Source organism: Allobosea sp. BH3, from assembly GCF_025499465.1.
Lineage (GTDB): Bacteria > Pseudomonadota > Alphaproteobacteria > Rhizobiales > Beijerinckiaceae > Allobosea.
Window position 1 is genome coordinate 337,959 of record NZ_JAIMCA010000005.1, and the last position, 27,000, is coordinate 364,958.

The following is a 27,000-nucleotide window of genomic DNA, read 5'->3' on the forward strand; positions in this document are numbered from 1 at the left end:
CTAACGATGGCAAGATCCTAAGATGGCACGTCTCTCGATCTCGCATCTGAAGAAGATCTACGGCGACTTCATTGCAGTCGACGACGTCGATATTTCCGTCGCCGAGGGTGAGTTCCTGGTACTGCTCGGCCCCTCGGGCTGCGGCAAGACGACGACGCTGCGCATGATCGCCGGCTTCATTCCGCCGACCGCTGGCAGCATCACCATCGGCGAGCAGGACGTCACCAATCTGCCGCCCTGGAAGCGCCATTGCGGCCTTGTCTTTCAGAGCTATGCGCTGTTTCCGCACATGACGGTGGCGCAGAACGTCGCCTTCGGCCTGGAGATGCACAAGGTGCCGCAGGCCGAGCGCGGCCCGCGTGTCGCCGAGGCGCTGCGTCTCGTCCGGCTGAACGGCTTCGATGAACGCTATCCACGCCAGCTCTCCGGCGGCCAGCAGCAGCGCGTCGCGCTGGCTCGTGCGTTGGCGATGGAGCCGAAGGTGCTGCTCCTCGACGAACCGCTCTCGAACCTCGACGCCAAGCTGCGCCTGGAGGTCCGCGTGGAGATCCGCGAATTGCAGCGCAAGCTCGGACTCACCACGATCATGGTGACGCACGACCAGGAGGAGGCGCTGACGATGGCGGACCGCCTCGTCGTGATGGAGAAGGGCCAGGTGCGCCAGATCGGCACCCAGCGCGAGCTCTATGAGCGGCCGGCCGACCGCTTCGTCGCCGGCTTCATCGGGCGCAGCGCCTTCCTCGATGGCGAGGTCACCGCGCCGGGCCTCTTCAGGACGGCCGGCGGGCTCGACATCGCCTGCGCCGCCGCCTCGGTGCCCGGCCCTGCGACGCTGGCGCTGCGGCCCGAGCGGATCGCCGTTGGCGCGGAAGTCGAGGGGCTGCCCAACCGCTTCACCGCGCGGGTCGAGCACGCTTCCTACCTCGGTGCGCTGCTCGACATCCAGGTTTCGCTCGACGAGCATGACCGCATGCTGCTGCAGATTCCGAACCGGGCGGGGCTCATCGAGCCGAAGCCGGGCGAGAGCATTTCGATAGGCTGGGCCGAAGACGCCGGGCTCGTCTATCCGCGCGGGGCATAAGTCCCGTTCGGCGTCCTAAAACAGGGGAACGATCATGACTAAATTCGACAGGCGCGAGCTTCTTAAGGGAGCAGGTGCGGTGGCGCTCGCCGCTGCCGCAGGCACGCCGGCTCTGGCGCAATCCGCTGGCCGCGTCGTCGTCGGCACCTGGGGCGGTGACTATGCCCGGCTGCTGACCAAGAACATCGAGGACCCGATCCTGAAGCCCAAGGGCATGGAAGTGGTTCAGGACCAGGCCGGCGATGCGCCGCGCCGGGCCAAGATGGTTGCCGAACGCCGCCTGCCGCGCGGCACGGTCGACATCCAGGGCCTCTCGGCCGCCAACATGTACGAGATGAACGAGGCCGGCGTCATCGAGACCCTCGACTTCTCGAAGATTCCCAACGCCAAGAATCTGCTGCCGACGATGAAGTATCCCTACGGCATCGGGCATATCTATTCGGGCAATGTGGTGATCTACAATCCCAAGATCATCAGCCCGGCCCCGACGGGCTTCAAGGACTGGCTCGATCCCAAGCACGGCAACAAGATCGGCTTCATCGACATCCAGTATCAGTCGATCATGATCGCTGCCTCCATGGCCGCCACCGGCGGCAAGGACATGAACGACATGGAGAAGGCCAAAGAAGTCCTCATGGCGGTCAAGAAGGCGGGCGCCCGCGTCTATCCGACCAACGAGGCCTTCGCCGCCGCGATGAAGAACGAGGAGATCGGCATCAGCGCGATCTGGAAGGCCCGCGTCGTGCAGTGGCAGAACGCCGGCATCCCCTGCGAGGCCGTCTCGCCGGTCGAGGGCATCCCGGCCTATGTCTCGGGCTTCGTGATCCAGAAGAACGCGCCGAACAAGGACAATGCCTACGCCTATATGAACGCGATGCTGGAGAAGGCGCCGCAGGAGGCCTTCGCGGTCGACATGGGCTATAACGGCACCGTCACGGGCCTCAACGTCGATCCGGCGCTGCAGAAGCGCATCGGCTTCACGCCGGAAGAAGAGAAGAAGCTCCGCGACCTCGACTACGGCTTCCTCGCCAAGAACGACTCGGCGATGAAGGAGTGGTGGGACAAGGTCTTCAAGGCCTGAGATGGCTCGCCCGTTCTACTATCGCGGCCGCCTGACGTGGCTTTCTGCGCTTCCGGTGCTCACGGACAGATGTCCGCTGCGCTCCGGTTCTCGAAAGCCGCGCCACTCGGCTCGCGCTAGCGAACGGTCCAGCCACGTCAACCGCGCGCTTCAGGAACTCCATTCATGAGCACGAGCGCTCCCGAAGCCGTGGCCGGCGCCCGGACGAACCTCGCCGGCCTGCTCGTCGTGCCGGCGACGTTCTTCGTCGCCGTCATGCTCATCGGCCCGCTGGCGATCCTGTTTCGCTATTCGCTCAACAAGTTCGTGCCCGGCCAGTTCATGGTCGATGCGTTCGTGATCGAGAACTACGTCAAGTTCTTCACCGACGCCTATTATCTCAACGTGCTCGCCCGCACCGTGCGAGTCGCGGTGATCTGCACGGTGGTCTGTCTCATCCTCGGCTTCCCGCTCGCCTATGTGCTGGCGCGCACGCAGAGCCGCTTCAAGAACCTGCTCGTCATCGCGGTGGTGCTGCCGCTCTTCGTCGGCAACGCCGTGCGCGCCGCCGGCTGGATGACGGCCTTCGGCAGCCGCGGCGCGCTCAACGCCTCGCTGACCGGGCTTGGGCTGATCGATCAGCCCCTCGAGATCATGTACACCGAGGTCGCGGTGCTGATCGGCATCATCGCGGTCAATCTGCCCTTCATGGTGCTCTCGCTGCAGAGCGTGATCGAGGGCATCCCCCGCAATGTCGAGGAAGCGGCTTTCAGCCTCGGCGCGAATCCGGCCGCGATGTTCCGTCGCGTGCTCTGGCCGCTGGCGCTGCCCGGCATCCTCGCCGGCACGATCCTGACCTTCATCCTGGCGATGAACGCCTATGCCACGCCCGTGCTGCTCGGCGGGCCGAAGTTCCAGATGATGGGGCCGCTGGTCTACGGCCAGTTCGCGCAGCAGAACAACTGGCCCTTCGGCGGGGCCATCTCCTTCATCCTGATGACGGCGACGATTCTGCTGACGGTCGCAGCCCATCTCATCGTCCAGCGTCGCTATCGCTGAGCTGTCAGCGCAGTGGTCTCGCGGGGGAGGGGCGCCTCCATCGCGGTAACGTTCTCTTCATCATGATCCGAGGCATTTGAGCCAAATGCCTCGGATTGCGGAACGAGCCTCACGGCATCGGATTATCTCGTCAGGACGGGAGTATCGATCCGATGCAGCACCGCATGACCCTGGACTTCTGGCTCTGGCTCGCCGTGGCGTTCAACCTGGCGCTCATCGCCTCGGTCAGCCTGCGCCCCACGGCCGCGATCCCTCAGGTCTTCTGATCGCGTTCTGAGCCGGGCTCGCGGCCGGCGGCCCCTTGCTATCGAGCCGACGCACCGACACTGAACAAGCGCTGCCGGGCCAGCAGCAACGCCGACAATTCGTGGTGCGTCTTGGCCAGCGCGCCCGCATTCGCGGCGGTCAGCGCGTCGGGATGCGACAGTCCCCAGCCGACGGCGATGCTATCGATGCCCACCCGCCGCGCGGCGTCGACATCGCGAACCTCGTCCCCGACGGATATCGCCTGCGCCGAAGACAGCTTCAGCTGCTTGAGCACCCGCTTGAATTTCGTGGACTTGCCGAAAAGCGAGGAGCCCGTCTCGTAGATGTCGATCAGGGCGGCCGAATCCGCCAGGATTGCGCGAACGTTCTCCTCGGTGTTGGAGGTGACGACGGCCAGATACAGCCCCTCGTCCTTCAGCTCGCCCAGCAGTTGGGCCACCCATCCGTAGATCTCGATCTGATCCAGGTTCCGCGCGGCGAGCCCGCGCAGGTGCTGCGCAATGATCGGGACCTTCCATTTCGGAACGCCCAGCGAATCGAGAATCTGCAGCGGGGTCTGGCGCCGCAGCTCTTCGCGCTCCTCGGGCGTCGTCTCACGGAAGCGGTAACGGCGGGCAACCTCGTTCAGGACGCGATAGAACCACTCCACGCTGTCCGCGAGAGTTCCGTCGAAATCGAAGATCACCAGGCGCTTCTGGCCCATCATGGCCTCAAACTTGTCCGCGCCGATCTCGCAAGATCTGTGCCTGATCAACGCCGCGCCCGTCCCTCTGCCCTTCGTGCATGACACTCTGCGGCAGGGAAGCACCTGCCTGCGCCGGGGGCAAGATGGTAGCCGCCGAAGGACTCATAGCGATATCACGACGCTGGACGCTTACCGCACGCTTACAAGTTTGATGGGACTCTCCGGGGCCTGTCGCCGTGAAGGCTTCGCCCGGTACGCGAAGCCCCCACGCTTGGTGATGGTAGGGTGTCTCAGACCTGCGCCAGCCCTCCATCGACGAAGACTTCGCCCCCGGTCATGTAGCTGCTGTCCGCGGATGCCAGGAACGCGGCGACGGCGCCGGTCTCCGCCGGATCGCCGAGGCGACCGAGCGGTGTCATCGCGCCGAGCGCCTCGAATGCCTCCTCTCCGACGACTTCGAGCGCGAGATCGGTCTTTGTCGGCCCTGGCGACAGCACGTTGACGCGGATGCCCGTGCCGCTCAGGTCCAGAGCCCAGCTACGCGCCAGGTTGCGGATCGCGGCCTTCGTCGCGCTGTAGATGCTGAACTGCGGCGTCCCCATCACGCCGGTGCTGGACCCGGTCAGGATGATCGATGACCCGGCCTTCATCAGCGGCAGGGCCTTCTGCACCGTGAAGATCACGCCCTTCACATTGACGTCGAAGATCTGGTCGTAATGCTCCGGGGTGATCTCGCCGAGCGGCGCGAACGAGCCGGTGCCCGCATTGGCGAACAGGATGTCGAGCCCGCCTCGTTCCGCCTTCACGCTCGCGTAGAGTCGATCGAGATCGGCCGGATCGGTTACCGAACCGCTCACCGCTCGCGCGTTGGGCCCAAGCTGGGCCAGCGCTGCGTCGAGCGCCTCCTGTCGCCGTCCGAAGATAAAGACAAACGCGCCTTCGTCGATGAACCGCTTGGCGGCTCCGAGTCCGATGCCGCTTCCGCCGCCGGTCACGACCGCTGTCTTGCCTTGTAGCCTGCTCATGATGTGCTCCTTCATTGAGGTTGCACTGAGCTGGAGGGCTACCCACTTATCGACAAGTATGCACCTTTTGGTAAGTATCAGAAAATGACATCAGATCGCTCCGACCGGGCGCCGGTGCCCGATTCTTCGCCGGCCCAGAACTGCACTCCGACGCTGCCCGGGTTCACCTGTGGCCTCGACGCGACGTTGCGGGTCATCGCCGGCAAGTGGAAGCCGCTGATTCTCTACTTCCTCGCCCAGGGCGGTCCGACGCGTTACGGCGAGTTGCGCCGAGCCATCCGCGACGTCAGCGACAAGATGCTGATCCAGCAGCTCAAGGAGCTGGAGGCCGACGGCCTGGTGAAGCGGACCGACTACAAGGAGGTGCCGCCGCGGGTCGATTATGCGCTCACTCCGCTCGGCCGCAGTCTGGCGGAAGCCCTCGTGCCGCTCTGTAGCTGGGGCACCGAGAACGTGGCCGAGGTCACCCGCTTGTTCGCACGGCGCGAGGCCCTGGCGCGGCAGGGGCCGCAAGCGGCCACTGCGCCGGATGCTGTCAGCAAGGAGTAAGCTTGGCCGCCAAGATCACGCCATCCTGACCAATCGGAGGCAATGAGCATGCTCGATGGCGATATCATCTCGAGGGGCAAGCGGGCGGTGCGGCCCGACAAGCCGCAAAGGACGGCAATTCACGCAGGCGCCGGGCGCTCGCCCGGGATGGTGGGCGGATGGAGCGGTCGCGCGCCGTGGCTGGACGGCTCCAGCCACGTATGCCCGGTGATCGGCACCTTCATCTCAGCCTGGCACGAAGGGCTGGCGGAGCAGGAGCGGGCTATTCTCGTGCCGCTGTTCCCGAGGATCGTGCGGACACGCACCACACCCCCTGTCGAAGAGCAGCGGGCGCTCCTCGCAGCGGACTGGCTGGTCCGAACTTATGCCCCGGCATGGCTCGATCTCGCCGGCCTGCGGGAGCTGGCGCAGATGCTCTACGACTTGCCCGAGATCACCGAGCTCACCCACGCCTTCGAGATCAGGGCGGTGCTGGCCCAGGTCAGCCATCGCGCGAATGCAGAGGCGCTTGGCGTCGGCGAGGCGGCCTGGATCAAGGCTTCCGATGATTGCTGGGCTTCCGGCTGGGCTGGGGCATTCGATGCCGCCCGGCTGGCTGCGAATGATCCTGCCTGGATCAGCGCCGCTGCAGCTTCGCGCGCGGCGGCGGGCCTCACGGCATGGACGATGCCGCATGCCTTCAAGCTCGCGCTGCAGACCTCAGCCGCCGAACTCCTCCTCAGGATGACGAGGCTCGGACACGGGTCTGCCGTCTGAAGGCTGCGGCCCGTTGCCGACAGGCGCATCTCCAACGCCTCGGGCTGCGCCGTCCGCTTCAGGCCGGCACAGGAGGCTGGAAGCCCAGCGTGAACGTCACCGTTCCCTCGCCGGAGGCGACGCCGACGGTGCCCCCGAGGCGCTTCATGACGGCATCGATGATCGAGAGGCCGAGGCCGCTGCCGCTGGTGCGGCGATCCTTCTTCCAGAACCGTTCGAACATCGCCTTCCGGGCGTCCTCGGGGATGTCGCTGCCGGTATTCGCGACCGAGATATTCGCCCCGTCGATGAGCACGCGAATGGCGCTTCCCGCGCGGGAGTGGCGCACGGCATTGTCGATGAGATTGCGCAACGCGATCTCCGCCAGCCCGAGATCGCCACGCGCTGTCGCTTCGCCGTCGCCGCTGCGCTCGATGGCGATCTCCTTGCCGGCGGCGATGACCGCCGGCGCCATATCCGCGACGACCTCTCTCGCCAGCGTCACCAGATCGAAGTGCCCCGCTGCATCGATTGAGCGGCTGTCGGCCTCGGCCAGCGCGAGCAACTGCGCCAGCAGGCGCGCGACCTTGTCGAACTGAACGGCGAGGATGGAGCGCGCCTTCGCGGGAACGATGGCCTCGACCTCTGCCCTGAGGGCGGCGATGGGCGTGCGCAGTTCATGCGCGGCGTTCGCCGTGAATTCCCGCTGGAGACGCCAGGCCCTGTCGAGACGCGCGAGAAGATCGTTGAAGGCGAAGACGAGCCCGCGCATCTCGGAGGGCACGTGATCGAGAGAAAGGCGGCGATCCAGGGTTGAGGCTTCCATCTCGGTCGCCTGCTGGGAAACGCGCCTTATGGGCTTCAGCGTGAACCTCACGATGATCGGGATCGCGATCATCGCCAGCAGCAGCGGCAGGAGCACCGCCAGCACGGTTCCCTCGGTGAAGGTGTACATGATGTCGGTGATGGCGATCCTGCTGTCGATCAGCGGCATCGACGCCTGCACGAGATAGCCGTCGCGGGCGGTGACGGTGACGACGATCCGCTGCGCCCCGTTGGCGTCAGGCAGGATCAGCATGACCGGGTCCCCGCTGTTCGGGTCGAGCCACCGCTCGATCGAGAAGCCGAAGGGGTCGTCCGTGTCGTAGCGCTCGATGACCGCCGGCGAGACGTCGACCCCTCTGACGCCGTGCGATTCGATCACGTGTCCCTTCGGATCGAGCAGTGCGTAGGAAATCGGTTTGCCGGCTTCTTTTGCAAACTCGCCGAGATCCAGGGTCGGCGGTCCCCGGGTGGCGCGCAGGCGGTCTTCCAGTGTGTCGACCTGCACGGTGAGGCTGTTTCGCTGGACGCGGAAGAGCCCGTACTTGGCCTCCTGCACCAGCACCGCGAATGCGCAGGAAAGGGAAGCCATGAAAACGAATGTCGTGGCGATGACGAGCCGCAGGCTGAGAGAGTTCAAGGTCCACCGCCTATGATGTCGATTCCGCGACCATGATGTAGCCGAGCCCGCGGACCGTTCGGATGGAGGGGCGGGCGCCGCTGCTCTCGAGCTTGCGCCGGACGCGATGGACATGCACCTCCACCGCGTTCTCCGTGTACTCCTCGTTGAACGAATAGATGCTCTCCGCCAGTTGCTCCTTCGTGACCACGCGCCCGAGGCTGCGCATGAAGCGCTCGATGACGATGCCTTCGGCGCGCGAGAGCGGAACATGGTCGCCATTGACCGACATCATGCGCGAGATCGGATCGAAGGATGCGTTCTCCACGGTCAGCGCCATCGCGACTGAGGTACCGAGCCGTCGCTGCAGGGCGCGCAGGCGCGCGATCAGTTCGTCGACCGAGAACGGCTTCACGAGGTAGTCGTCGGCTCCGGCATTGAGGCCCGTCACGCGATCATCCACCGATCCGAGCGCCGTCAGAAGCAGGACAGGCAGGTCCAGCCCCGACCTGCGCGCCGCGGCGAGCGCCTCGAGCCCGCTGCCGTCCGCCAGCATGATGTCGAAGACGGCGGCATCGTAGCGGTGCGTCTTCAGCGCATGCAGCGCATCGTCGCGATTCTCGACGAGATCGACGACGAAGCCGGCAGCGGTCAGCGAGGCCGCCGTGGCCCGGCCGACGGCCTCGTCGTCTTCGGCAAACAAGACGCGCATCTGCGGTATCCCCCATTCCCCAGCGCTGCTGCACTAAGGCAGCCAACTTACAGCAACCTTTCAGGGAAGGTGTGGCCGCACGGTGGTCGTTCGTAAGCGGCCTGTAAGCTTGGCGGCCGAACAGCGCATTCGCGAGGCACGAGCCTCTCGTCTCACGGAGATACGAATGCGCATTCTAGGAACCGCCATCGCCCTGGCGGCCGTGGCCGGGCCGGCAACCGTGCTGGCCGCCGATCTGACCAAATCCGCCGCACGTCAGCCGCAGCCTCAGCCGCCGGCGCCGCGCTCGCCCTGGAACGCGCATATCGCGGTCGGCGGCATGATGATGCCGGAATACCCGGGCTCGAAGGACTATCAGTACATGCCCTTCGGGCTCGCCCGTCTGGCTTATCAGGATTACTACATCGAGGTCGCTGGTCCTCGCGCCAAGATCAACCTGGTTCCCGGTGGCGTCTTCGAGGCCGGCCCCCTGGTGGGCTACGAGGGCGGGCGCGACAACGATGTGAAGAACCGTCGCGTCAAGCTCCTTCCCGAAGTCGACAGCTCCGTCGAGTTCGGCGGCTTCGCCAAGCTGAATTTCAAGCAGGTGATAACGCAGATCGATACGCTGTCCTTCGGCGTGGAGTTCGCGAAGGCTGCCGAAGGCCATGAGGGTTACAAGGCCAGCCTGAAGGCGAGCTACGGTCTCCAGTTCTCCCGAGCCTTGCACGTCTCCGTCGACGCCGAGGTGCAGTACGGCGACAAGAAATATTCCAACGCCTATTTCGGCGTCAGTCCGGTCGGTTCGGCCGCGAGCGGGCTGCCGGTCTATACGGCGTCGGCCGGCGTCACGCAGGCCGGGGTCGGGTTGAACGCCCGGTACATGTTCTCGCCGAACTGGGGCGTGACCGGTCGCGTCGCCTATGAGCGGCTGCTCGGCGACGCTGCCAAGTCGCCGATCGTGAAGAACGGGGGCTCCGAGAACCAGTTCCGCGGCGCTGTCGGCGTTCTCTACAGGTTCTGAGATTCGTCGGGCGGCGGCCAAGAGACGCCGCTCCCTATGGTGATGTCTCGAAGGCGGGCTTCGGTTCCCGCCTCGTCGAGGCAACCGCGACATCGCCATTCCAGCCTCCCGGCGACGAGCGCCCGCGCCCGTCGACGCAGTTCTGCGCGCTCATCGTTGGGCCGGGCGCGCCTGATGACAGGAATGCCCCATGCCATCTCTCCGGAAAACGTTCGCCCTCAACGGCCTGGTCCTCGTCGCAGCCCTCGCCGCGGCCTATGTCTTCGCCCTCACCCGCACGGAGCCGCCCCCGGTTTCTCCTTACAGCACGTCCGCCGGGCTGATGCCGATTCTCGCGACCGACGGCGTTGCGATCGCCTCCGCGCAGGAGGCGCTGACCTTCGCGCGCTACCATCGCGACGGCAGGCTGCGCCTGATGCGCGTGGACCGCTACGAGAAGGGCTTCGTCAGCGGAACGGACATCACCTGGCTGCAGACCTCCGGCGAGGCGGACCCGGTCACGCTGTGGCAGCAGTCGAGCTACGATGCGATCGCGCAGGCGACCGGCGCTGCCGTCAGCATCGAGGCCGCCAGGCTGTCCGTGCCGTTCGCGTCCACCGATCGGCAGATCGGCATGGGCGGCACCTACCCCGCCCATGCGGCGGAGACGAAGATCCCAACGCCTTTCGTGTTCCCCAAGCTGCAGCCGGCTCATCACTGGAGCGTGCCGGTCCCGACCCGCGCTTACTTGCTGGATTATGAGGTGGAGCTCGGCATCGTTGCCCTGGAGCCACTGAAGGCAGGCCGGAAAGCGCCGCATTTTGGCTTGGTCCTGGCGTCCGACTACACAGACCGTGATCGGCTGCTCCGCGACCTCGGCATCAGTGATGTCAGCACCGGCCTGGCCTTCGCCGCCTCCAAGTCGGTCGTGCCGGCAATGCCGATCGGCAGCCTGTTCGTGATCCCGCGGGATGTGCGCAGCTTCTACAAGACGCTCGAACTACGCCTGCAGGTGAACGGCCGGCTGCGCCAGATCGCGATGCCGAAGGATCTGCTCTGGGACATCGATCAGATGGTCGACGAATCGCTGGCGCGAAGCGCCCTGGCTTTCCCGATCGGCCGGAACACCGTGACACTGCCGATCAATGCCGATGGTGAAATTCCGCAGCGGACCATTCTGCTGTCCGGCACGACTGACGGCGTCGTCGTTCGCCCACCATCCGGGCGTCAGATCTTCATCGGCGTCGTGCAGTGGCTGGGCAGCCTCCGCTGGAACATGCCGGGCGTGCTGGTCGAGCGCGCGATCCTCGAAGCCCATGCCGATGGTCATTATCTTCAGCCGGGCGACCGCGTCATCATGCGCGCCGACTATCTCGGCTTGATCGACAACGCCGTCGTTCACTGACGTCTGTAGGTCGCATCAGGGTCGATATTTCCCCGCGTCGACGAGCGCCTCACTCTCCTGTTTGCGGCACGCGTTCCAGGCCGTCAAACCCGTCCCGATTTACCGACTGTTAACCATTCGCTCATACACCGAAGACACCGAAAATTTACCAAGATAACCGACGTGTTAACGCAACCCCGGCCTATCCGCCTCAAGGGGCGGTCCTACCTTGCACTCACGCTGACCCCGGAGCAGCCCTTCGAGGACTGGCTGGTGAGGCTCGACGATCTCGCCTCGCGCTCGGCCGGCTTCTTCCTGCGGCGGCCCGTCGTGCTCGATGTCGCGGGGCTCGATATCGACCGGGCTGAGCTTCGCGAACTCGTCACAAAGCTCACCGCGCGGCAGGTGCGGATCATGGGCATCGAAGGCGCATCGTCGGCCCTGCTCGGCTCGGACCTGCCTCCGGCCATGGCCAACGGGCGCACCACGGCCGACTTCGAGCCTCCGGCCGCAGCCGAAAAGACTGAGGACCATAGCAGTGTCGGCGCGGCGCCGGCCGTCCCGGACCTGCCGAAGGCGGCGCCTTCCCTGATCGTCACGCAGCCGGTTCGTTCCGGACAATCGGTGGTCTTCCTCGAGGGGGATGTGACGATCGTCGGCTCGGTCGCATCGGGCGCCGAGGTCGTCGCCGGCGGATCGATCCACATCTACGGGACCCTGCGCGGGCGGGCGATGGCCGGCACGACGGGCAACGCCGCGGCGCGCATCTTCTGCCGCAAGCTCGAGGCGGAGATGATCGCCATCGACGGGTTCTACAAGACGGCGGACGACATGGAGCCGGCGGATCGCGGCAAGGCCGTCCAGGCCTGGCTCGACGGCGAGACGTTCAAAGTCGAAGCGCTGGCCTGAAACGAAAACATCAACAGTCAAAGGAGCGGTCTATGGGCAAGGTCATCGTGGTCACTTCAGGCAAGGGCGGCGTCGGCAAGACGACATCGTCGGCCGCGCTGGGCGCTGCGCTCGCGCAGGGCGGCGAAAAGGTCGTCGTCGTCGATTTCGATGTCGGGCTGCGCAACCTCGATCTCGTCATGGGGGCCGAGAGGCGCGTCGTCTACGATCTCGTCAACGTCATCCAGGGCGAGGCCAAGCTCACCCAGGCGCTGATCCGCGACAAGCGGGTCGAGACGCTCTACCTGCTGCCCGCCTCCCAGACCCGCGACAAGGACAACCTCACGGAGAAAGGCGTCGAGGCGGTCATCGGCGCTTTGAAGGCGAATTTCGACTGGGTCATCTGCGATAGCCCGGCCGGCATCGAACGCGGCGCGACCCTCGCCATGCGCCACGCCGATATCGCTGTCGTCGTGACCAATCCGGAAGTCTCCTCGGTTCGCGATTCCGATCGCATCATCGGCTTGCTCGACTCCAAGACGCTCAAGGCGGAGACCGGCGAGCGCATCGAGAAGCATCTGCTGCTCACGCGCTACGACCCCGCGCGCGCTCTGCGCGGCGACATGCTGAAGGTGGACGACGTCCTGGAGATCCTGTCGATCCCGCTTCTTGGCATCATCCCGGAAAGCATGGATGTGCTGCGCGCCTCCAATATCGGCTCACCCGTCACGCTGGCCGATCAGACGAGCGCCCCGGCCATTGCCTATTTCGATGCTGTTCGCCGGCTCCGCGGCGAGCAGATTCCGGTCACGGTCCCTGGCGAGAAGCGCAGCTTCCTCGGCAAGTTCTTCGGAAGGAAGGCGGCATGAACCTGCTTCGTCTCTTCTCCCGTCCCCGCTCCGCTCCCGCCGCACGCGAAAGGCTGCAGGTGCTGCTGGCCCATGAACGCGCGGCGGCCGGCGATTCCGATCTCGTCGCCAAGCTACGCGATGAAATCCTGCGCGCCATCTCCATGCACATGCAGGTCGACGACGACAAGGTCAGCATCCGAATGGAGCGCGGTGCACAGGTCTCGACGCTCGCCGTCGATATCGAGATCCCGTTCGACGCGGGCAAGAAGGCGGCCTGAGCCGGGCGCTGAAAGATGCATCCTGTGCAGAAAAGAGCGCCGTCATTCCGGGGCAGGCCGAAGGCCTGAGCCCGGAATCCATGAACACAGGTCTTTGAAGAGCGGGCGGCAGTGATGCCGCCCTTTTGCGTGGACAGAATTCATGTGTTCCGGGGGCTCTTCGCTGACGCGAAGCCCCGGAATGACGATGTCGTTCCTTGCAAAACCCGTACGTCTCAGCTCCCGGAGAGAATCCGGAACGGAGCGCCAATGATGGTGATCGGCAGCTTCACTAAGGCTTCAAGCGATCCCTCTGCAATCTCCCCGGCTTTCGCGGATGGGTGCGGCCTGGCGGCGCCCCGTTCGAGAGCCGCAGCGAGCTTGGGCGCGACGGCGGCCAGTTGCGCGAATTTGCCGTGATTGGAGGAATCGAGCCCCTTCACCTCAGTCATATCGAGGACGATGGCGCCCAGCGCGGCCAGTTCCTCCGGGTCGGAATCGGCCCCGAGCCTGCCCCGGCCACCAGCGATGAAATTGGAGGCGCCCAGCGCCTTGTCGTCCTTCGAGAGCACGATGACGAAAGGCCTTTTCGGCTTGCCGAAGCGGCGCATCTGCGACTTGAAGACATCGATGTCGATATCGGGCGCGGCGAGCACCACATGCCCGACTTTGGATGCCTGCGGCACGATTCCGGAAATCCGGATCTGCCGCAGCGCCTCGACCGTCACCCAGTTTCCCATGGAATGCGCGAGGATGTTGACCTGATCCGCATTGCTGGCAAGGAGGAGCCTGATGGTGCGCTCGAGATCGTCGCGCGCCGCCGTGGCGCTGTTGGTGTCGTAGACATACTGTGTCACCTGGCCGCGCGACGCCCAGGTGAACAGGACCGGCACACCTTCCGCCCGTGAATCATGCACGAGCTGGGCGAAGCGATAGAGCCCCTCGGCGAACATCGTGTTGTAGCCGTGGATGAAGAGGAAGATGTTGCGCTTCCCCTTCGGCTTCGCGGCGAGCTGCGCGTTCAACGCGCTGACGAAGGCCTTCTCGCTATCGAGATATCCGGCCTGGCGGACGACGAAATCGGTTTTCGGATTGCCCGGCGCCGTCGATGCCCATTCGATCTCGCCCTCGGCATGCTTCTCCGGCACGGAGACGACGATCCGGGCAAAATCGAGCGGTGTGCTGCGCTCGCCGCTGAACAGGGTGCCCGGCCGATCGTCTCGCTTGCGCGTGGTTGCTACGAGCAGAGTGTGCGCCGTCGAGCCGGAATCGGCCTCGGCGACCGGCGCGAGAAAGCCCGTTTCGGGTCGTGATGCGCAGCCGGCTGCCAGAACCGAAGCCACGAACACCAGCGCCAGACAGGCGCGCTTGCCGGCGACAGGCCTCCTGGCGGCCCATAGCCTTCCTGTCGACGCGGCGAAGAGAAATCGCATGTAACGCTTCTCACCGAAAAAAAACACGGCCGCTATCTGCATACGCCGACTTCACTCTTTGACATAGAGCGACATCGAAGCTCGGCTGTCCAAAGGCGATGAAATGTCGTTCTCGACATCACGCTCCTGGCGGGTAGGGCGTCTCCTTGGATGTCGGTGAATCGGCCAAGTGCGCCCGGCACGCCGCGCCACTATCATAGCTCGGGCACAGTCAGCTCGGCGTTCTCTTTTGTCCGCAATCGGAAGCAGGATCGGGTAACCGATCCTGCTTCCGACCACTTCATAGAGCAGTCGCTCTCAGCTCCAGAAGGCGCTCTTCCATAGGCTCAGCTTCTCGCCGACGCCGTTCTTCAGCGCGTTCTCATAGACGCGATAACCGCACATCACGTCGTAGATCGCCATGCCGCGCGCGAAATAGACGATCACATCCTTGTCGTCACGACGGCCGCCGGTCTCGCCGGCGATGATCTTGCCGAGATCGATGATCTCTTCTTCCTTGGCGAGGCCGCGATCGACCATGACGCTCGGCGTCATCGTCTTGCGTTCCATGCTGATCGCCGAGTTCATGACATAGCCGTCGGCGCGGGCGAGCGTCTCGAAGGTCGCATCCCAGATCGAGAGATCGACCAGCAGGCTGCCGGGCTTCATCCAGTCCGGAGCGATATAGGCATCGTCGATGGTCTGGACGTTGGTGGCGGGGATAACGACGTCGGCGTCGGCGACCGCTGCGCGCGCCGAATCGACAGCACGGACATCGATGTTCAGCTTGCGCGAGTATTCGGCGGCGAAGGCTTTGGCGCGCTCGGTGTTGAGGTCATAGACATAGGCGACCTCCAGCTCCGGCATCACCTCGGCAGTGCAGGCGATGGCGGCCTGGTTGATGGGACCGACGCCGATCAGGCCGACGCTGCGCGAGCCCGGGCGGCGCAGATGCTTGACGCCGATCGCGCCGAGCGCGCCGGTGCGCATGCAGCTGATCACCATCGCGTCCATCAGGGCGATCGGATAGCCGGTCTCGGGATCGAGGATCGTGACCAGGCCGGAGGCGCGGGGTCCCTTGCCGTTGATCGGGTTGTCCGGATTGCTCGGGATGTTCTTCAGGGCGACCTTCATCACGCCGTTATCGTCGAGATAGCCGGCATGGATATTCGCGCGCTTCTTGCTGGGATAGCCGACGAAGTTCTTCAGCTTCTCGGCCGGAACGCCCCAGAACAGCGTCGCAGTCGGGGCCTCGATCGCCTTGCCCTGATATGCGAGCAGCGTCGTGCGCTCGGTATCGGCGACGGTGGCCGCGACGTCGCCCGCGCCGCAGCGCACGGCGTCTTCCTGGCTGAGATAGATGAAATTGGCTTCGCTCATGACAAGGCTCCGGGTGGTCGTTTCGCGCGGGGCGGCGTCAGTCGCGCTGCCGCAGTTTCGGGTCGGTGGCGTCGCGCAGGCCGTCGCCGAGAAGGTTGAGCGCCAGCACGGTCAGGAAGACGAAGACGCTCGGGAACACGGCCAGCCACCAGGCCTCGAGGATGTTCTCGAACCCCTCGCGGATCATGCCGCCCCAGGTGGCGGTCGGCGGCTTGACGCCCAGCCCGATAAAGCTGAGCGAGGCCTCGGTCCGGATCGCGGTCGCCATCCACAAGGAGCCCATCACCAGGATGTCGGCGATGAGGTTCGGCAGGATATGGACGCGCATGATGCGCTGGTGGGTACAGCCCATCGAGCGGGCCGCCTGGACGAATTCCTGCTCCTTGAGCACGAGCGTCGGCGCTCGCGCCAGCCGCACGAAGGGCGCGATCTCCGTGATCGCGATCGCGATGATCAGGTTTTCCAGGCTCGCCCCCAGCACCGCGGCGACGAGCATGCCGAGTAGGAGGCTCGGGAAGGACAGCATCAGGTCGACCAGCGCCATGACGAAGGCGTCGAAGCGGCCGCCGATATAGCCCGAGATCACGCCCAGCGCCGTGCCGAGCGTCATCGCGATCAAGATCGAGACAAGCCCGACGAAGAGCGATATCCGTGCGCCGTAGATGATGCGCGAGAGCACATCGCGGCCATAGGAATCGGTGCCGAGCCAGAACTCGCTGGAGGGCGGCATCAGGCGGTTCACGATGTCCTGCGTCAGCGGGTCGTAAGGCGCGATCAGCGGCGCGAAGACCGCCATCAGCACGATCGCCGCGAGCAGGCCGAGGCCGACCCAGGCGAACGTGCCGCCCCGTGAGATGAAACGCGTCGTATCGCGCATGATGGAAAGGGTTGCGCTCATGGTTCAGGCGTTCCTGATCCGAGGATCGACCGCCGCATAGGCGAGGTCGGTCAGCACATTCGCGAGCACCACGAAGGAGGCAAAGATGATCATCAGGCCTTGCAGCAGGGTGTAGTCGCGAGTGTTCAGCGCACTTAGGATAAGCCGCCCGAGCCCTGGCCGGTTGAAGACGATCTCGGTCAGAACCGCATTGCCGATCAACGTGCCGAAATAGAGCCCGACGACGGTGATGATCGGCAGCAGCGAGTTCGCGAGCACATGGCGCAACGCGACCGTGGTCGGCCCAACGCCCTTGGCGCGGGCAGTGCGGACATAGTCCTCGCCCAGCGTCGCCAGCATCGAAGACCGCGTGACCCGTGCAACATAGGCGCTCATGATGATGCCGAGATTGAGCGCCGGCAGGGCGACGCCGAGGAAGCGACCCCAGGGCCCGGCGTTCTGGCTGGTCCCGATCACCGGGAACCAGCGCAGCTGTATCGCGAAGGCCAGCAGCAGCAGGATGCCGGAGACGAAGGCCGGCAACGACAGGCCGATCAGCGAGAACAGCCGGCCGACATAGTCCGGCCAGGCATTGCGGTGGACGGCGGCGTAGACGCCGAAGGGCAGGCCGAGCGCCAGGCCGACGAAGATCGAGGCGGCGGCGAGTTCCAGCGTGTTCGGCAGCACGCGAAGCGCCTCTTCGAGCACGGGTCGCTTGGTGACCAGCGAGGTGCCGAGATCGCCTTGGAGAAGCCCGCCGAGAAAGCCGAGATATTGCTGCGAGAGCGGCCGGTCCAGCCCCAGCTCGACGCGCAGCGCATCGAGCGCGGCGGTGCTGGCCTGGTCGCCGAGGATGACGGCTGCGGCATCGCCCGGCACGACGCGGATGATCACGAAGATCGCCGTGAACATGGCGAGCAGTGTCGGCAGGCCGAGCAATATTCGTTTCAGTGCGTATTGCATGGCGGTTCTTGCAGTCGCGGTGGCGCGACCTCCTTCTGGCGAATATCGGCAGGCGATGCTAAAACGTCCAACAACGTTTTTGGCCCAGTGTATTCCAGAGAGTTATGCCAAGAAGCATCAATCTGCGGCAGGTCGAGGCCTTTCGCGCGGTGATCGAGAACGGCACCGTCAGCGCTGCCGCGCTCGCGTTGAACGTGACGCAGCCGGCGGTCAGCAAGCTCGTCTCCAATCTCGAATATGATACGGGTCTGCGCCTCTTCGACAGGGTGAAGGGCAAGCTCACTCCGACGATCCAGGGTGTGCGGCTCTACGAGGAGGTCGATCGCGTCTTCTCCGGCCTGCACCAGCTCGAACGCGCGGTCGAGACTGTCCGCCGGGAGGAGAAGGGCCGGCTGGTTGTCGGCGTGCTGCCGGCGCTCTCGGGCCATTTCATCCAGCAGGTGACGATGCGCTTTCTCGAAAGCGAACCGCATGTCTTCGTTTCGCTGATCGTGCGCGGCTCGCCGGGCCTCACCGACTGGCTCGCCACGCGGCAGGTCGATGTCGGCATCCTGAACGCCAGGGTCGAGCATGCCTATCTCGAGACCGAACCGTTCCTCTCCCATCCTCTGGTCTGCATCATGCCGCCGGCGCATCCGCTGGCGCGGAAATCCGTGATCAGGCCGGCAGACCTGCATGACGAGCCATTCGTCGGTTTCGATGAGGGCGTCGAAATCCGCCGCGTGGTCGATGAGGTCATGGCGAATTACGGCTCACAGCCGAGGCTGGTGCTGGAGGTGACCACCGCGCCGACGCTGTGCGAGTTCGTCGCGCATGGGCTCGGCCTGTCGCTGGTCCACCCGCTGATGGCCGGGCCGGTGCAGGGGCGGGTCGCGATCCGGCGCTTCGAGCCGGCGATCGACAATCATTTCCTGCTGGTCAAAGCGCAGAAGGCCCGCAATGCGGGCCTTCTCGATCTCTTCATCCAGCATGCCCGCCGTTGTGGCGGAGAGCTGATGCGCGAGGCGCTCAGCGCGTGACGGTCGTCTTCTCGGTGATCTGCGGGGCGATGTTGATGGCGCCCTTCAGCTCGTAGCCGTAATCGACCTTCTTGCTGCGCGCCCAGACCTGCTGCAGCTCGAACAGCGGCACGGCGCAGACATCGTTGTTGATCTTCTCCTGAGCCGTCTTCCACACCGCCATCTGCTTGGCCGCATCGGTCTCCTTGCGGGCCTGCTCGATCTCGGCATCGGCGATGGCACAATGCGAAAAATTGGTGATCGCTGTCGGCTTACCGACCGTGGCGGCCGAGTGGTAGAACTCGGTCAGGTAGGTGTCGGCCACGGGGAAGCGTGCGGCGCCATAGAAAACCAGCGCACTGGCGTTCTGGCGGATCTGCTGCTGATAGGTGGGGTGATCGACCACCTTCATGTCCAGCTTGATGCCGGCCTTGCCGAGCTGGTTCTGGATCACCTCCATGATCGGCAGCTGCGAAGAGATGTTCGAGACCACGACCGTCAGCGTGATGCCGTCGGGATGGCCGGCCTCCTTGAGCAGGGCCTTGGCCCGCGCGACATCGGCCTTGACCGTCCAGGAGCAATCCTCGCCGCGATAGCCCGGCGGCACGATGGAACAGCCCTTCTTGGCGACGTCGGGGCCGACGAAGCGAACGATCTGGTCGACGTCGATCGCGGCCGCGATCGCCTGCCTCACGCGAATGTCGTCGAGCGGCTTGATGCTGCGGTTGATGTGCAGCGTGCGGAACTCGCCGAGGCCGAAGATGTCGACCACCGTGTCGGGGCGGGCCTTGACCTGCGTCACCCAGCGCTGTTCGCGCCGCCCATAGATCATGTCGAGCTGACCGGACTGGAAGGCGAGGTCGCGGCTGCTGTCGGAGAGGACGAAGCGCCAGAACACCTCGTCGATCTTCGGCGCGCCGCGGAAGCTGTCCTTGTTGGCGGTAAGCCGGACATATTGCTGCGGCACATGCTCGGCGATCGCAAAGGGCCCGGTGCCGACCGGCTTGGCCGAGAAGCCGGCGCCCAGCTGTTCGGCCGCCTTCTTGCTGACGATGCGCCCACCATTGAAGTTCGAGAGCAGCCCGAGCAGCCCGGCGTCCGCATATTTCAGCTCGACGCGGACGGTCATCTCGTCGACCTTAACCACATCCGCGATCGCCGAGAAATTACCGGCGAAGGACGAGGTCTTGGGATCGGCGGCGCGCTTCAGCGAGAACACGACGTCGTCGGCGGAAACCTCGCCGAAGCCGCCCTGGAACTTCACGCCCTTGCGCAGATGGAAGGTCCAGGACTTGCCGCCCGGCGCGGTCTCCCAGCGTTCCGCGAGATCGGCCTCGAGTTTCGCAGGATCGGCGCTGCCCGGCGGAAACCGCACGAGGCCGTCGAACACGTTGCTGAGCAACATTGAATCGAAGCCGTTGGCGCGATGGGGGTCGATGTTGGTAATATCCGACGTCCCGACAGCAACCTGCAAAGTTTCCGCCGCCACCGGAAACGAGGCAAAACTCGGTGCAGCTATCAGGCCGGCCAGAACGGCCATCGTGGCTTTCTTCATCGCGATACTCCCCGTGCTTTGGTGCATGAGGCCGATAGCATCACATGCCGTCAAATGAACTTTGGGAAGCACCCTATAAACAACGGTTATGAAAAGCTGGATGCAAAGGGAGCGCTGCCTGTCAAAGGCACTAACTCTCGGGAGCAGATCCCTCCAGAAGCTGGATTTCTGCCGGAAGTGGCCCCGAAATCTGCATTCATCTGCAATAATTTAGGTGAGATCTTCGCCTTTGCACTGCGGTTGCAATGTCTTTCGGCATGCCAACGCCACGCGCACAACTCTGCAAATCCCGCATTGCCGAAGCAGCGCCAATCAGCTATCCAGCCTTCACGGTTAGCGCCCGTAGCTCAGCTGGATAGAGCGTTGCCCTCCGAAGGCAAAGGTCACACGTTCGAATCGTGTCGGGCGCGCCATTTGATCTCCCAAGGCATCGATATTTTTGGCGACGCTTGGTGATTTGGGCCTTGCGGTCCGATCAGGCGGCGCCGGGCCGCCGCTGCCGTCGGACGGCGATCTCCAAGGGTGATCGGCGCAATGTCGAGCGCCTTCGCGCCGCTAAATGCAGGCGCGCCCCGGTTCAACCGGCCTGAACCGGCACATAGCCCGGCAGTTGCGAAACGACGCCGACCACGGGGCGCAGGTGCTCTTCCAGGACCAGCCGGGCGCGATCCTCGTCATGGGCGCGCAGCGCAGCCAGGAATTCGCGGTGCTCCCGGCGAATGCGGTCGATCCGGCTGGGGTCCGCCGCCAGCGCGCGCATGGTCACGCGCTGCTGGCGCGACCCCAGCGACTGATAGACCTCCGACAGCACCTCGTTGCCGAGAAGGCGCACGAGGATGAAGTGAAACTCGCGGTTCAGCTCCGCCCGCGGGAAATAGTCGCTGTCGGCAATGATATCGAGGTCGTCGAGAATCTCGTCGAGCCGCGCCGGAAGGGGCACCTTTTCCCGGCAGATCCGGGCGATGGCATAGCCCTCGATCATCCGGCGCGTCTCGTAGAGGTCGGCCAGCTCCTGCGCCGTGACCTGCCGGACCAGCGCGCCGCGGCGCGGCAGCAGATCGATGAAGCGCTCTGCCTCCAGGCGGTGGAAGGCTTCCCGGACCGGCGTGCGCGAAACGCCCATGATCGATGAGATCTGCTCTTCCTCGATGAAAGAGCCGCCCTCGAAGAGACCGCGCAGGATCTGCTCGCGCAGATAGGCGTAGACGCGCTCGCGCGCGGGCCTGCCCTCGGCTGGCCGCGAATCGCCCGGGACATTCTCCGGCCGCCCCTCGGGAGGCGCCCCGCGCCGCGTCAACACATCCACCGTCTCTGGTCTCCCAATGCTCGCACAGGATACGCGCTCGCCGCGCCGGTATCAAAATCCACCGTGTATACATGACGCATAACGTGTATGCATTCAGCGACTACCCATGAGAGCCGAATGGCGCTTTTCTTGCTGCCACGGGAGAGCCGGGACAGCGCAAACGCGACCGGCTCAGGATGAGTGAAACGAGGAGAAGGCTGATGACGATCTCACGCCGCACGCTGCTGGCAGCTGGCATGGCCACGCCTCTGGCGACGCTCCCGATCCTCGGTCGCCCAGCCTTTGCGCAGCGCGCCAGCGGGATCCTGCGTTACGGGCTGTCGGCGTTTCCGCCGAACCTGCAGCCCTGGGTGTCGACCGGCGCCTCGGCCGGCACGGTCAAGCTGCTGATCCATCGCAGCCTCGTCTCCTACGGGCCGGACGGCAATCTGCGCGGGGAGCTGGCCGAGTCCTGGTCGCTCGACGGAGAGGGCGCCTGGGTCTTCAAGCTCCGCCAGGGCTGCGTCTTCCACAATGGGGATCCGGTCACCGCCGATGACGTGAAGTGGTCGATCGAGCAGATCGCCGGCGAGAAGTCGACGGCCTATATGCGGGCGCAGTTCCAGGAGGTCGCGCGCGTCGAGATCGTCGATCCGGCGACCGTGCGCCTTGTCACCAAGACACCGCAGGCGACGCTGCCGAGCTGGTTCGGCAACTACAACACCTTCATCCTCTCGCGGAAATCGACGCCTACCGAGTTCATCGGCGCGGGGCCCTTCCGTCTCGTCGGGCAGGAGCGCGGCTCGTCGCTGGAGCTCGCCCCCTTCGACAAGTTCTACCGGCCCGGCATCCCGAAGGTGAAGGGCATCAAGTTCGTCGTCTACGCTGACGAGAACCTGCGCAACGCCGCCCTGCAATCGGGCGATGTCGACATGATCGAATACGTCCCGTGGCAATCGATGGCCGCGGTGGAGGCCGATCCGCGCCTCAAGCTGACGACGCAGGAAGGGCCGTTCATGGACGTGCTCTTCAACGGTACGAAGCCGCCCTTCAACGATGCGCGCGTGCGCCGCGCCGTTGCCCACGCCGTCAAGCGTGACGACATCGTCAAGGTCGCCTTCTTCGGGCGCGGCAAGCCGCTGGAAGGCGTGCCGATCGTCGAGGGCACGCCGTGGTGGGACAAGGAGCTCGCCCATGGCTGGAACTACGATCCGGCCCGCGCCAAGGCGCTGCTGACCGAGGCCGGCTATGGGAACGGCTTCCAGACGACGCTGCTCGCCACGGCGCAGTTCGGCATGCACAAGGACACGGCCGAGATCGTGCAGCAATATCTCGCTGCCATCGGCATCCAGTGCGAGCTCCAGCTCCCCGACTGGTCGACCCGCGTCGCGCGCGGATCGAAGGGCCAGTATGACATCGCAATCCATGGCGTCTCCGCCGACAACAACGACCCGGACGGGCTGACCGTGGTGCTGGACACCTCACTCTCTCCGGCGCATGGCCGCTCCTACCGGGTCGACGCGCCACGCACCATCGCGGCGCTCGCGAAGGGGCGCGGCGAGTTCGACCAGGCCAAGCGCGTCGAGATCTACAAGGAGATGCAGCGCGCCGCCCTGGAGGAGGTCCCGCTCGTTGGACTCGCCTGGCGTTCGCAGGGCTACGGCATGGACAAGAGCGTCGAGGGCTTCGTCAATCTGCCGGGCGCTCTCTCGAACTCGTCCGGGAATATGCTCGAGCAGACTTACTTCGGATGAGTGCGACCTGGCTTGCGCGCAAGCTGTGCGTGGCGATTTTCCTCGCCTGGCTCGTCGCGACCATCGTCTTCCTGTCGCTCCACATGGTGCCGGGTGATCCGGCCGAGCTGTTGCTGTCGACCGGCGGCACCTCGCCGGACCCTTATGCCGTGGCGGAACTGCGCGAAAAGCTCGGCCTGGAGCGGCCGCTGATCGCGCAGTACGGCTCCTTCCTCGCCGGCGTGCTCAGGGGCGATCTCGGCAACTCGCTGGTCGACGACTATCCCGTGCTGCAGGAGATCGCGCTGCGGCTGCCGCGCACGCTGGAGCTGATCGCGGCCGGTTCCCTGCTTGCGATCCTCGTCGGCGTGCCGGCGGGCGTTTACGCCGCGCTGCATCGCGGCGGTGCTTTCGACCGGGCCGCATCCTGGGTCACCGCCCTGCTTCTGGCGGTTCCCGTCTTCGTCGTCGGCACGCTTTTGGTGCTGCTCTTCGCGCAGACGCTGCGGCTGATGCCGGCCGGCGGCTTCGTGGCGTTTTCGCAGGATCCGGCGCAGCATATGAAGCTGCTGACGCTGCCGGCCATCGCCATCGCCAAGGGGCTGGCCGCCGTGCTGTTCCGGATGACGCGGGCGGCAATGCTCGACGCGTTGGCGCATGACTACGTCCGCACCGCCCGCGCCAAGGGCCTCGCGCCGCGGCGGGTGGTGTTCGTCCATGTGCTGCGCAACGCGCTCAACCCGGTCGTCACCGTGCTCGGGCTGCATATGGGCACGCTGCTCGGCGGCACGGTGCTGGTCGAATACGTCTTCAATTGGCCGGGCATGTCGACGCCGCTGCTGCGGGCCGTCGAGGGGCGCGACTACCCGATGGTCGTCGGCATCGTGCTGACCATCTCGGTGCTGTTCCTGCTGATCAACCTCCTCGTCGAGGTCGTCCATGCCCTGCTCGACCCACGGATCGCCCACTCATGAAGCGGCTCTGGTTCCCGGCTGGCTGCGTCGCGTTCGTCGTCCTGGTGGCGCTGTGCGCGCCCCTTTTGGGGTTGCCCGATCCGATCCGGCAGGATGTCGCCAACCGGCTGGCCGGGCCGATGGCGGGCTCCTGGCTGGGCCGCGACGAATTCGGCCGTGACGTTCTGTCCAGGCTGATCTGGGGGGCGCGCACCAGCCTGTCCGTCGCCTTCGTCTCGGCGCTGACGGCGGGGCTCGTCGGCGTGACGCTGGGGCTGATTGGCGGTTGGGGACGCGGCGTCTCGGCTTTCCTCTCCGTGCGCAGCATGGATGTCGTGCTTTGCTTCCCGCCAATCCTCCTCGCGCTGCTCGTCGTCACCCTGCTCGGCCCTGGCGCGGCGACGCTGATCCTCGTGCTTTCGGTGCTCTATTTGCCCGGCTTCGCCCGCGTGACCCATGCCGAGGTGCTCTCGGTCAGGGGGCGGGATTATGTCGAGGCGACGCGGGCCCTCGGCGCGCGGAGCGCCTACCTGCTGTTTCGCACCGTGCTGCCGAACATCGCCGGGCCGATCCTCGTGCAGCTCTCGCTGGCCGTCGCGGCGGCGGTCGTGCTGGAAAGCGGCCTTTCCTTCCTCGGGCTCGGCGTCGTGCCGCCGGCCCCGTCCTGGGGGCTGATGATCCGCGGCGCGCGCGCCACCATGGAGCAGGCGCCGCTGCTGCTCGTCTGGCCCTGCGCCGCGCTCACTTTCACCATTCTCGCGATGAACCTGCTCTGCGACGCCCTGCGCGACATGCTCGACCCGCGCACCAGGGAGCGCTGACATCTCTCGACCCGGCGCGACGCGCCATCAGGAAGGACACAAAGCCATGGCTGCGAAGACAGATCCCCTCGTGCATATGGGGACGATCACAGGCGGGGAGGGCCGCGAGATCTACAAGGACAACCCTGTCATCCTCCTGCCCATGGGCAGCCAGGAGGACCAGGGCCCGCACGCTCCCATGGGTGACTATCTCCTCGCCGAGAAGATCGCCGAACTCGCTGCGATCCGCGCCACCAAGGCCGGCACGCGCACCGTGGTCGCCCCCGTGCTGCCCTTCGGCGGCGCCGACTGGTTCGGCTCGATGGTCGGCGGCATTGCGATCTCGCAGGCGACGCTGACCACCGTTATCGCCGAGATGGTCGACTCGCTGCACCGCAACGGCCTGACGCGGATCATCGTGATCAACGGCCATGGCGGCAATGTCGGGCCGATCTCGGAGGTGGCGCGCGAACTCTATCTGCGCGAGCAGATCGTGCTGCCGAGCCTCTATCTCTGGCGCATCGGCTACGGCCTGCTGCCGGGCATCCTCGGCGGCGCCGACAAGGCGGCGGCGGTGGCCGGCCATGGCTCCGACCCGCTGACCTCGATCGGCCTGCACCTCTTCCCGGAGCTGATCCGCAAGGACCTGATCCCGGACGGCAAGCCGCTGAAGAAGGACCCGCTGCTCGACCTGCAGTTCACCGGCCTGGGCCTCGCAAGCTTCGAGGGCCACGAGGTCGCGATGCCGAACGAATATGACGAGACCTATAATCTCGGCGTCGCCAAGGGCGATCCGCGGCTGTGCTCGGCCGAGACCGGAGCGGCGCTGACCGAGAAGCTGACCGACATCTGCGCCCGCTTCATCGCGCATTTCGCCAGCAAGGTTCCGGCCTGATCCCAACGCCGCCGCGGTCTCCGCGGCGGCGTTTCGCTTTGAATATCGCCTCGCCACGATCGCCATCCGCAGGAGGTTCCCATGCCGACACGCCGCCTCATCCTCAAGACGGGCCTCGCGACCATCGCCATGCCGGCGGTGCTCCGTAGTCAAGGCGCCGGCGCGCAGGGCCTCTCGGGGCAGATTACGCTGATGTCCTACACCGGCATTTTCCAGGACAACTACACCAAGGCGGTTGTGGAGCCGTTCCTCGCTGCGAATCCCGGCGTGAAGGTGAACTACGCGCCGGGCGGCACCTCGGCGCAGATGGTCGGCTCGGTGCGCGCGCAGAAGGCCGATCCGCAGATCGACGTCGTCATCATGGACGTCACCACCTCCAGCATCGGCAATATCGAAGGGCTGTTTGAGAAACTGACGCTGGCCGAGTTCCCGGTGCTCGACGAATTGCTGCCCGAGGCCCGCGCGGCCGGTGGCGAGTTCGGCCCGGCCGTGACCTTCGACCATCTCGTGCTGGTCTATGACACCCAGAACCTGAAGCCGCCGCTGACCAAGCTCGCCGATCTCTGGCGCCCGGACCTCAAGGGGCAGATCGCAGTCTCGGCCCCGCCGAACATCCAGGGGCTGGCACTCACCGCCATGGTGGAGAAGATGGAGGGCGGCGACTACCGCAAGTCGATCGACGCCGCGATGAAGAAGCTCAAGGAGCTGGCGCCCTCGATCAACACCTTCGAGCCGAATCCGGACGGCTATTCGCTGATCCTCAACGGCGTCGTGAAGGTCGCGACCGGCTGGAACGCCCGCTCGCAGCTCTATGGCGACCAGTCCAGCGGCAAGATCGGCACGCTGCTGCCGCCCGAGGGCTCGGTCTTCCAGATCAACACCATCAACCTGACGGCCGGCTCGAAGAACCGCGCCGCGGCCGCCGCCTTCGTGAAATACGCACTCTCGCAACAGGCGCAGAAGGCCTTTACCGAGCGGATGTTCTACGCCCCGGTCAACGCCAAGGCGCAGATCGACCCGAAGGCGGTGGCGCGTACGGCGGCGGCGCCCGAGAGCCGCGCCAACATGATCCCGGTCGACTGGAACGACATCCTCAAGGTGCGTGATCAGTGGAACAATCGCTGGCGGCGCGAGGTCATCGCGGCAGCGCGGTGAGGGGGCTCGCTCACAGGC

Annotated in this window: 26 protein-coding genes, 1 tRNA gene and 2 pseudogenes; 17 read left to right on the top strand and 12 right to left on the bottom strand. The window is 65.5% G+C overall.

From position 1 onward, the window contains the following. The first annotated feature begins 22 nt into the window (after positions 1-22). From BoBH3_RS18255 to BoBH3_RS18265, 3 genes are all read left to right on the top strand, one after another. A complete protein-coding gene (locus BoBH3_RS18255) occupies positions 23-1,081 on the top strand; it encodes an ABC transporter ATP-binding protein (RefSeq protein ID WP_262332261.1) in 1,059 nt (352 codons plus the stop codon). 34 nt (positions 1,082-1,115) lie between these two features. Beyond that, positions 1,116-2,162, top strand: coding sequence for an ABC transporter substrate-binding protein (locus BoBH3_RS18260; protein ID WP_262332262.1), 1,047 nt, complete (start codon positions 1,116-1,118; stop codon positions 2,160-2,162). A 165-nt stretch (positions 2,163-2,327) separates the two neighbouring features. After that, entirely contained in the window at positions 2,328-3,200 is an 873-nt protein-coding gene (locus BoBH3_RS18265; protein WP_262332263.1) for an ABC transporter permease, read from the top strand. Between the two features lie 304 nt (positions 3,201-3,504). Here BoBH3_RS18265 and BoBH3_RS18270 read toward each other — a convergent pair whose 3' ends face one another. Both BoBH3_RS18270 and BoBH3_RS18275 read right to left on the bottom strand, forming a co-directional pair. Continuing rightward, positions 3,505-4,173 carry an HAD hydrolase-like protein gene (locus BoBH3_RS18270; RefSeq protein WP_262332264.1) on the bottom strand — a complete coding sequence of 223 codons (669 nt, stop codon included), beginning with the start codon at positions 4,171-4,173 and terminating at the stop codon, positions 3,505-3,507. Between the two features lie 269 nt (positions 4,174-4,442). Next, the gene (locus BoBH3_RS18275) at positions 4,443-5,177 is read right to left on the bottom strand and encodes an SDR family NAD(P)-dependent oxidoreductase (RefSeq protein WP_262332265.1); all 735 of its coding nucleotides are present in this window, start codon (positions 5,175-5,177) and stop codon (positions 4,443-4,445) included. A gap of 84 nt (positions 5,178-5,261) precedes the next feature. On the opposite strand from BoBH3_RS18275, the gene BoBH3_RS18280 reads away from it, so the two are divergent. Both BoBH3_RS18280 and BoBH3_RS18285 read left to right on the top strand, forming a co-directional pair. Further along, positions 5,262-5,726 (top strand): winged helix-turn-helix transcriptional regulator, encoded by a 465-nt coding sequence (locus tag BoBH3_RS18280; RefSeq protein ID WP_410050620.1) that lies wholly within the window; start codon positions 5,262-5,264, stop codon positions 5,724-5,726. Between the two features lie 42 nt (positions 5,727-5,768). Then, positions 5,769-6,482, top strand: a complete 714-nt coding sequence (locus BoBH3_RS18285) for a hypothetical protein (protein WP_262332266.1) — start codon at positions 5,769-5,771, stop codon at positions 6,480-6,482. A gap of 58 nt (positions 6,483-6,540) precedes the next feature. Here the strand turns inward: BoBH3_RS18285 and BoBH3_RS18290 are convergent, their stop codons facing one another. The 4 genes and pseudogenes from BoBH3_RS18290 to BoBH3_RS24555 all read right to left on the bottom strand — a co-directional run. After that, positions 6,541-7,923, bottom strand: a complete 1,383-nt coding sequence (locus BoBH3_RS18290) for an ATP-binding protein (protein WP_262332267.1) — start codon at positions 7,921-7,923, stop codon at positions 6,541-6,543. A 10-nt stretch (positions 7,924-7,933) separates the two neighbouring features. Next, positions 7,934-8,242, bottom strand: coding sequence for a winged helix-turn-helix domain-containing protein (locus tag BoBH3_RS24545; RefSeq protein WP_410050627.1), 309 nt, complete (start codon positions 8,240-8,242; stop codon positions 7,934-7,936). Positions 8,243-8,262: 20 nt separating this feature from the next. Continuing rightward, positions 8,263-8,359 (bottom strand): annotated as a pseudogene (locus BoBH3_RS24550) (DNA-binding response regulator); the annotation flags it as partial. Beyond that, a pseudogene (locus BoBH3_RS24555) lies at positions 8,339-8,614 on the bottom strand (response regulator); the annotation flags it as partial. The pseudogenes BoBH3_RS24555 and BoBH3_RS24550, both read right to left, overlap by 21 nt. 166 nt (positions 8,615-8,780) lie before the next feature. On the opposite strand from BoBH3_RS24555, the gene BoBH3_RS18300 reads away from it, so the two are divergent. The 5 genes from BoBH3_RS18300 to minE all read left to right on the top strand — a co-directional run bounded on the left by BoBH3_RS18300 (position 8,781) and on the right by minE (position 12,997). Further along, positions 8,781-9,617 (top strand): MipA/OmpV family protein, encoded by an 837-nt coding sequence (locus tag BoBH3_RS18300; RefSeq protein WP_262332269.1) that lies wholly within the window; start codon positions 8,781-8,783, stop codon positions 9,615-9,617. A 415-nt stretch (positions 9,618-10,032) separates the two neighbouring features. After that, positions 10,033-11,001 (top strand): fumarylacetoacetate hydrolase family protein, encoded by a 969-nt coding sequence (locus BoBH3_RS18305; RefSeq protein WP_262332270.1) that lies wholly within the window; start codon positions 10,033-10,035, stop codon positions 10,999-11,001. A gap of 153 nt (positions 11,002-11,154) precedes the next feature. Then, complete coding sequence (minC, locus tag BoBH3_RS18310; RefSeq protein ID WP_262332556.1) at positions 11,155-11,889, top strand: septum site-determining protein MinC; 735 nt, start codon at positions 11,155-11,157, stop codon at positions 11,887-11,889. Positions 11,890-11,921: 32 nt separating this feature from the next. Continuing rightward, positions 11,922-12,737: a septum site-determining protein MinD gene (gene minD / locus BoBH3_RS18315; RefSeq protein ID WP_262332271.1), complete on the top strand. Its 816-nt coding sequence runs from the start codon at positions 11,922-11,924 to the stop codon at positions 12,735-12,737. Beyond that, positions 12,734-12,997, top strand: a complete 264-nt coding sequence (gene minE / locus BoBH3_RS18320) for a cell division topological specificity factor MinE (RefSeq protein ID WP_262332272.1) — start codon at positions 12,734-12,736, stop codon at positions 12,995-12,997. Before minD ends, minE begins: the two co-directional genes overlap by 4 nt. A gap of 215 nt (positions 12,998-13,212) precedes the next feature. On the opposite strand, the gene BoBH3_RS18325 is transcribed toward minE, so the two are convergent. From BoBH3_RS18325 to BoBH3_RS18340, 4 genes are all read right to left on the bottom strand, one after another. Next, positions 13,213-14,409, bottom strand: a complete 1,197-nt coding sequence (locus BoBH3_RS18325; protein ID WP_262332273.1) for an alpha/beta hydrolase — start codon at positions 14,407-14,409, stop codon at positions 13,213-13,215. A gap of 297 nt (positions 14,410-14,706) precedes the next feature. Then, positions 14,707-15,768 (bottom strand): hypothetical protein, encoded by a 1,062-nt coding sequence (locus BoBH3_RS18330; protein ID WP_262332274.1) that lies wholly within the window; start codon positions 15,766-15,768, stop codon positions 14,707-14,709. A gap of 37 nt (positions 15,769-15,805) precedes the next feature. Beyond that, positions 15,806-16,645 (bottom strand): ABC transporter permease, encoded by an 840-nt coding sequence (locus BoBH3_RS18335; RefSeq protein WP_410050628.1) that lies wholly within the window; start codon positions 16,643-16,645, stop codon positions 15,806-15,808. Between the two features lie 24 nt (positions 16,646-16,669). Beyond that, on the bottom strand, positions 16,670-17,608 hold the full coding sequence (locus BoBH3_RS18340; protein WP_262332276.1) for an ABC transporter permease: 939 nt from the start codon (positions 17,606-17,608) through the stop codon (positions 16,670-16,672). A 104-nt stretch (positions 17,609-17,712) separates the two neighbouring features. Here BoBH3_RS18340 and BoBH3_RS18345 point away from each other — a divergent pair, with 104 nt between their 5' ends. Further along, positions 17,713-18,627: a LysR substrate-binding domain-containing protein gene (locus BoBH3_RS18345; RefSeq protein WP_262332277.1), complete on the top strand. Its 915-nt coding sequence runs from the start codon at positions 17,713-17,715 to the stop codon at positions 18,625-18,627. On the opposite strand, the gene BoBH3_RS18350 is transcribed toward BoBH3_RS18345, so the two are convergent. Continuing rightward, a complete protein-coding gene (locus BoBH3_RS18350) occupies positions 18,617-20,161 on the bottom strand; it encodes an ABC transporter substrate-binding protein (protein WP_262332278.1) in 1,545 nt (514 codons plus the stop codon). The two genes, BoBH3_RS18345 and BoBH3_RS18350, sit on opposite strands and share 11 nt — an antisense overlap. A 336-nt stretch (positions 20,162-20,497) precedes the next feature. On the opposite strand from BoBH3_RS18350, the gene BoBH3_RS18355 reads away from it, so the two are divergent. After that, positions 20,498-20,574: transfer RNA gene (locus tag BoBH3_RS18355), tRNA-Arg, on the top strand. A 164-nt stretch (positions 20,575-20,738) separates the two neighbouring features. Here BoBH3_RS18355 and BoBH3_RS18360 read toward each other — a convergent pair. Then, positions 20,739-21,467, bottom strand: coding sequence for a GntR family transcriptional regulator (locus BoBH3_RS18360; protein ID WP_262332279.1), 729 nt, complete (start codon positions 21,465-21,467; stop codon positions 20,739-20,741). Between the two features lie 200 nt (positions 21,468-21,667). On the opposite strand from BoBH3_RS18360, the gene BoBH3_RS18365 reads away from it, so the two are divergent. The 5 genes from BoBH3_RS18365 (at position 21,668) to BoBH3_RS18385 (ending at position 26,982) form a co-directional block, all read left to right on the top strand. Then, positions 21,668-23,200 (top strand): ABC transporter substrate-binding protein, encoded by a 1,533-nt coding sequence (locus BoBH3_RS18365; RefSeq protein ID WP_262332280.1) that lies wholly within the window; start codon positions 21,668-21,670, stop codon positions 23,198-23,200. Next, the gene (locus tag BoBH3_RS18370; RefSeq protein WP_262332281.1) at positions 23,197-24,153 is read left to right on the top strand and encodes an ABC transporter permease; all 957 of its coding nucleotides are present in this window, start codon (positions 23,197-23,199) and stop codon (positions 24,151-24,153) included. Before BoBH3_RS18365 ends, BoBH3_RS18370 begins: the two co-directional genes overlap by 4 nt. Next, on the top strand, positions 24,150-24,953 hold the full coding sequence (locus BoBH3_RS18375; protein ID WP_262332282.1) for an ABC transporter permease: 804 nt from the start codon (positions 24,150-24,152) through the stop codon (positions 24,951-24,953). Before BoBH3_RS18370 ends, BoBH3_RS18375 begins: the two co-directional genes overlap by 4 nt. 46 nt (positions 24,954-24,999) lie before the next feature. Next, entirely contained in the window at positions 25,000-25,827 is an 828-nt protein-coding gene (locus tag BoBH3_RS18380; protein WP_262332283.1) for a creatininase family protein, read from the top strand. An 81-nt stretch (positions 25,828-25,908) separates the two neighbouring features. After that, positions 25,909-26,982 carry an extracellular solute-binding protein gene (locus BoBH3_RS18385; RefSeq protein WP_262332284.1) on the top strand — a complete coding sequence of 358 codons (1,074 nt, stop codon included), beginning with the start codon at positions 25,909-25,911 and terminating at the stop codon, positions 26,980-26,982. Positions 26,983-27,000 lie beyond the last annotated feature (18 nt).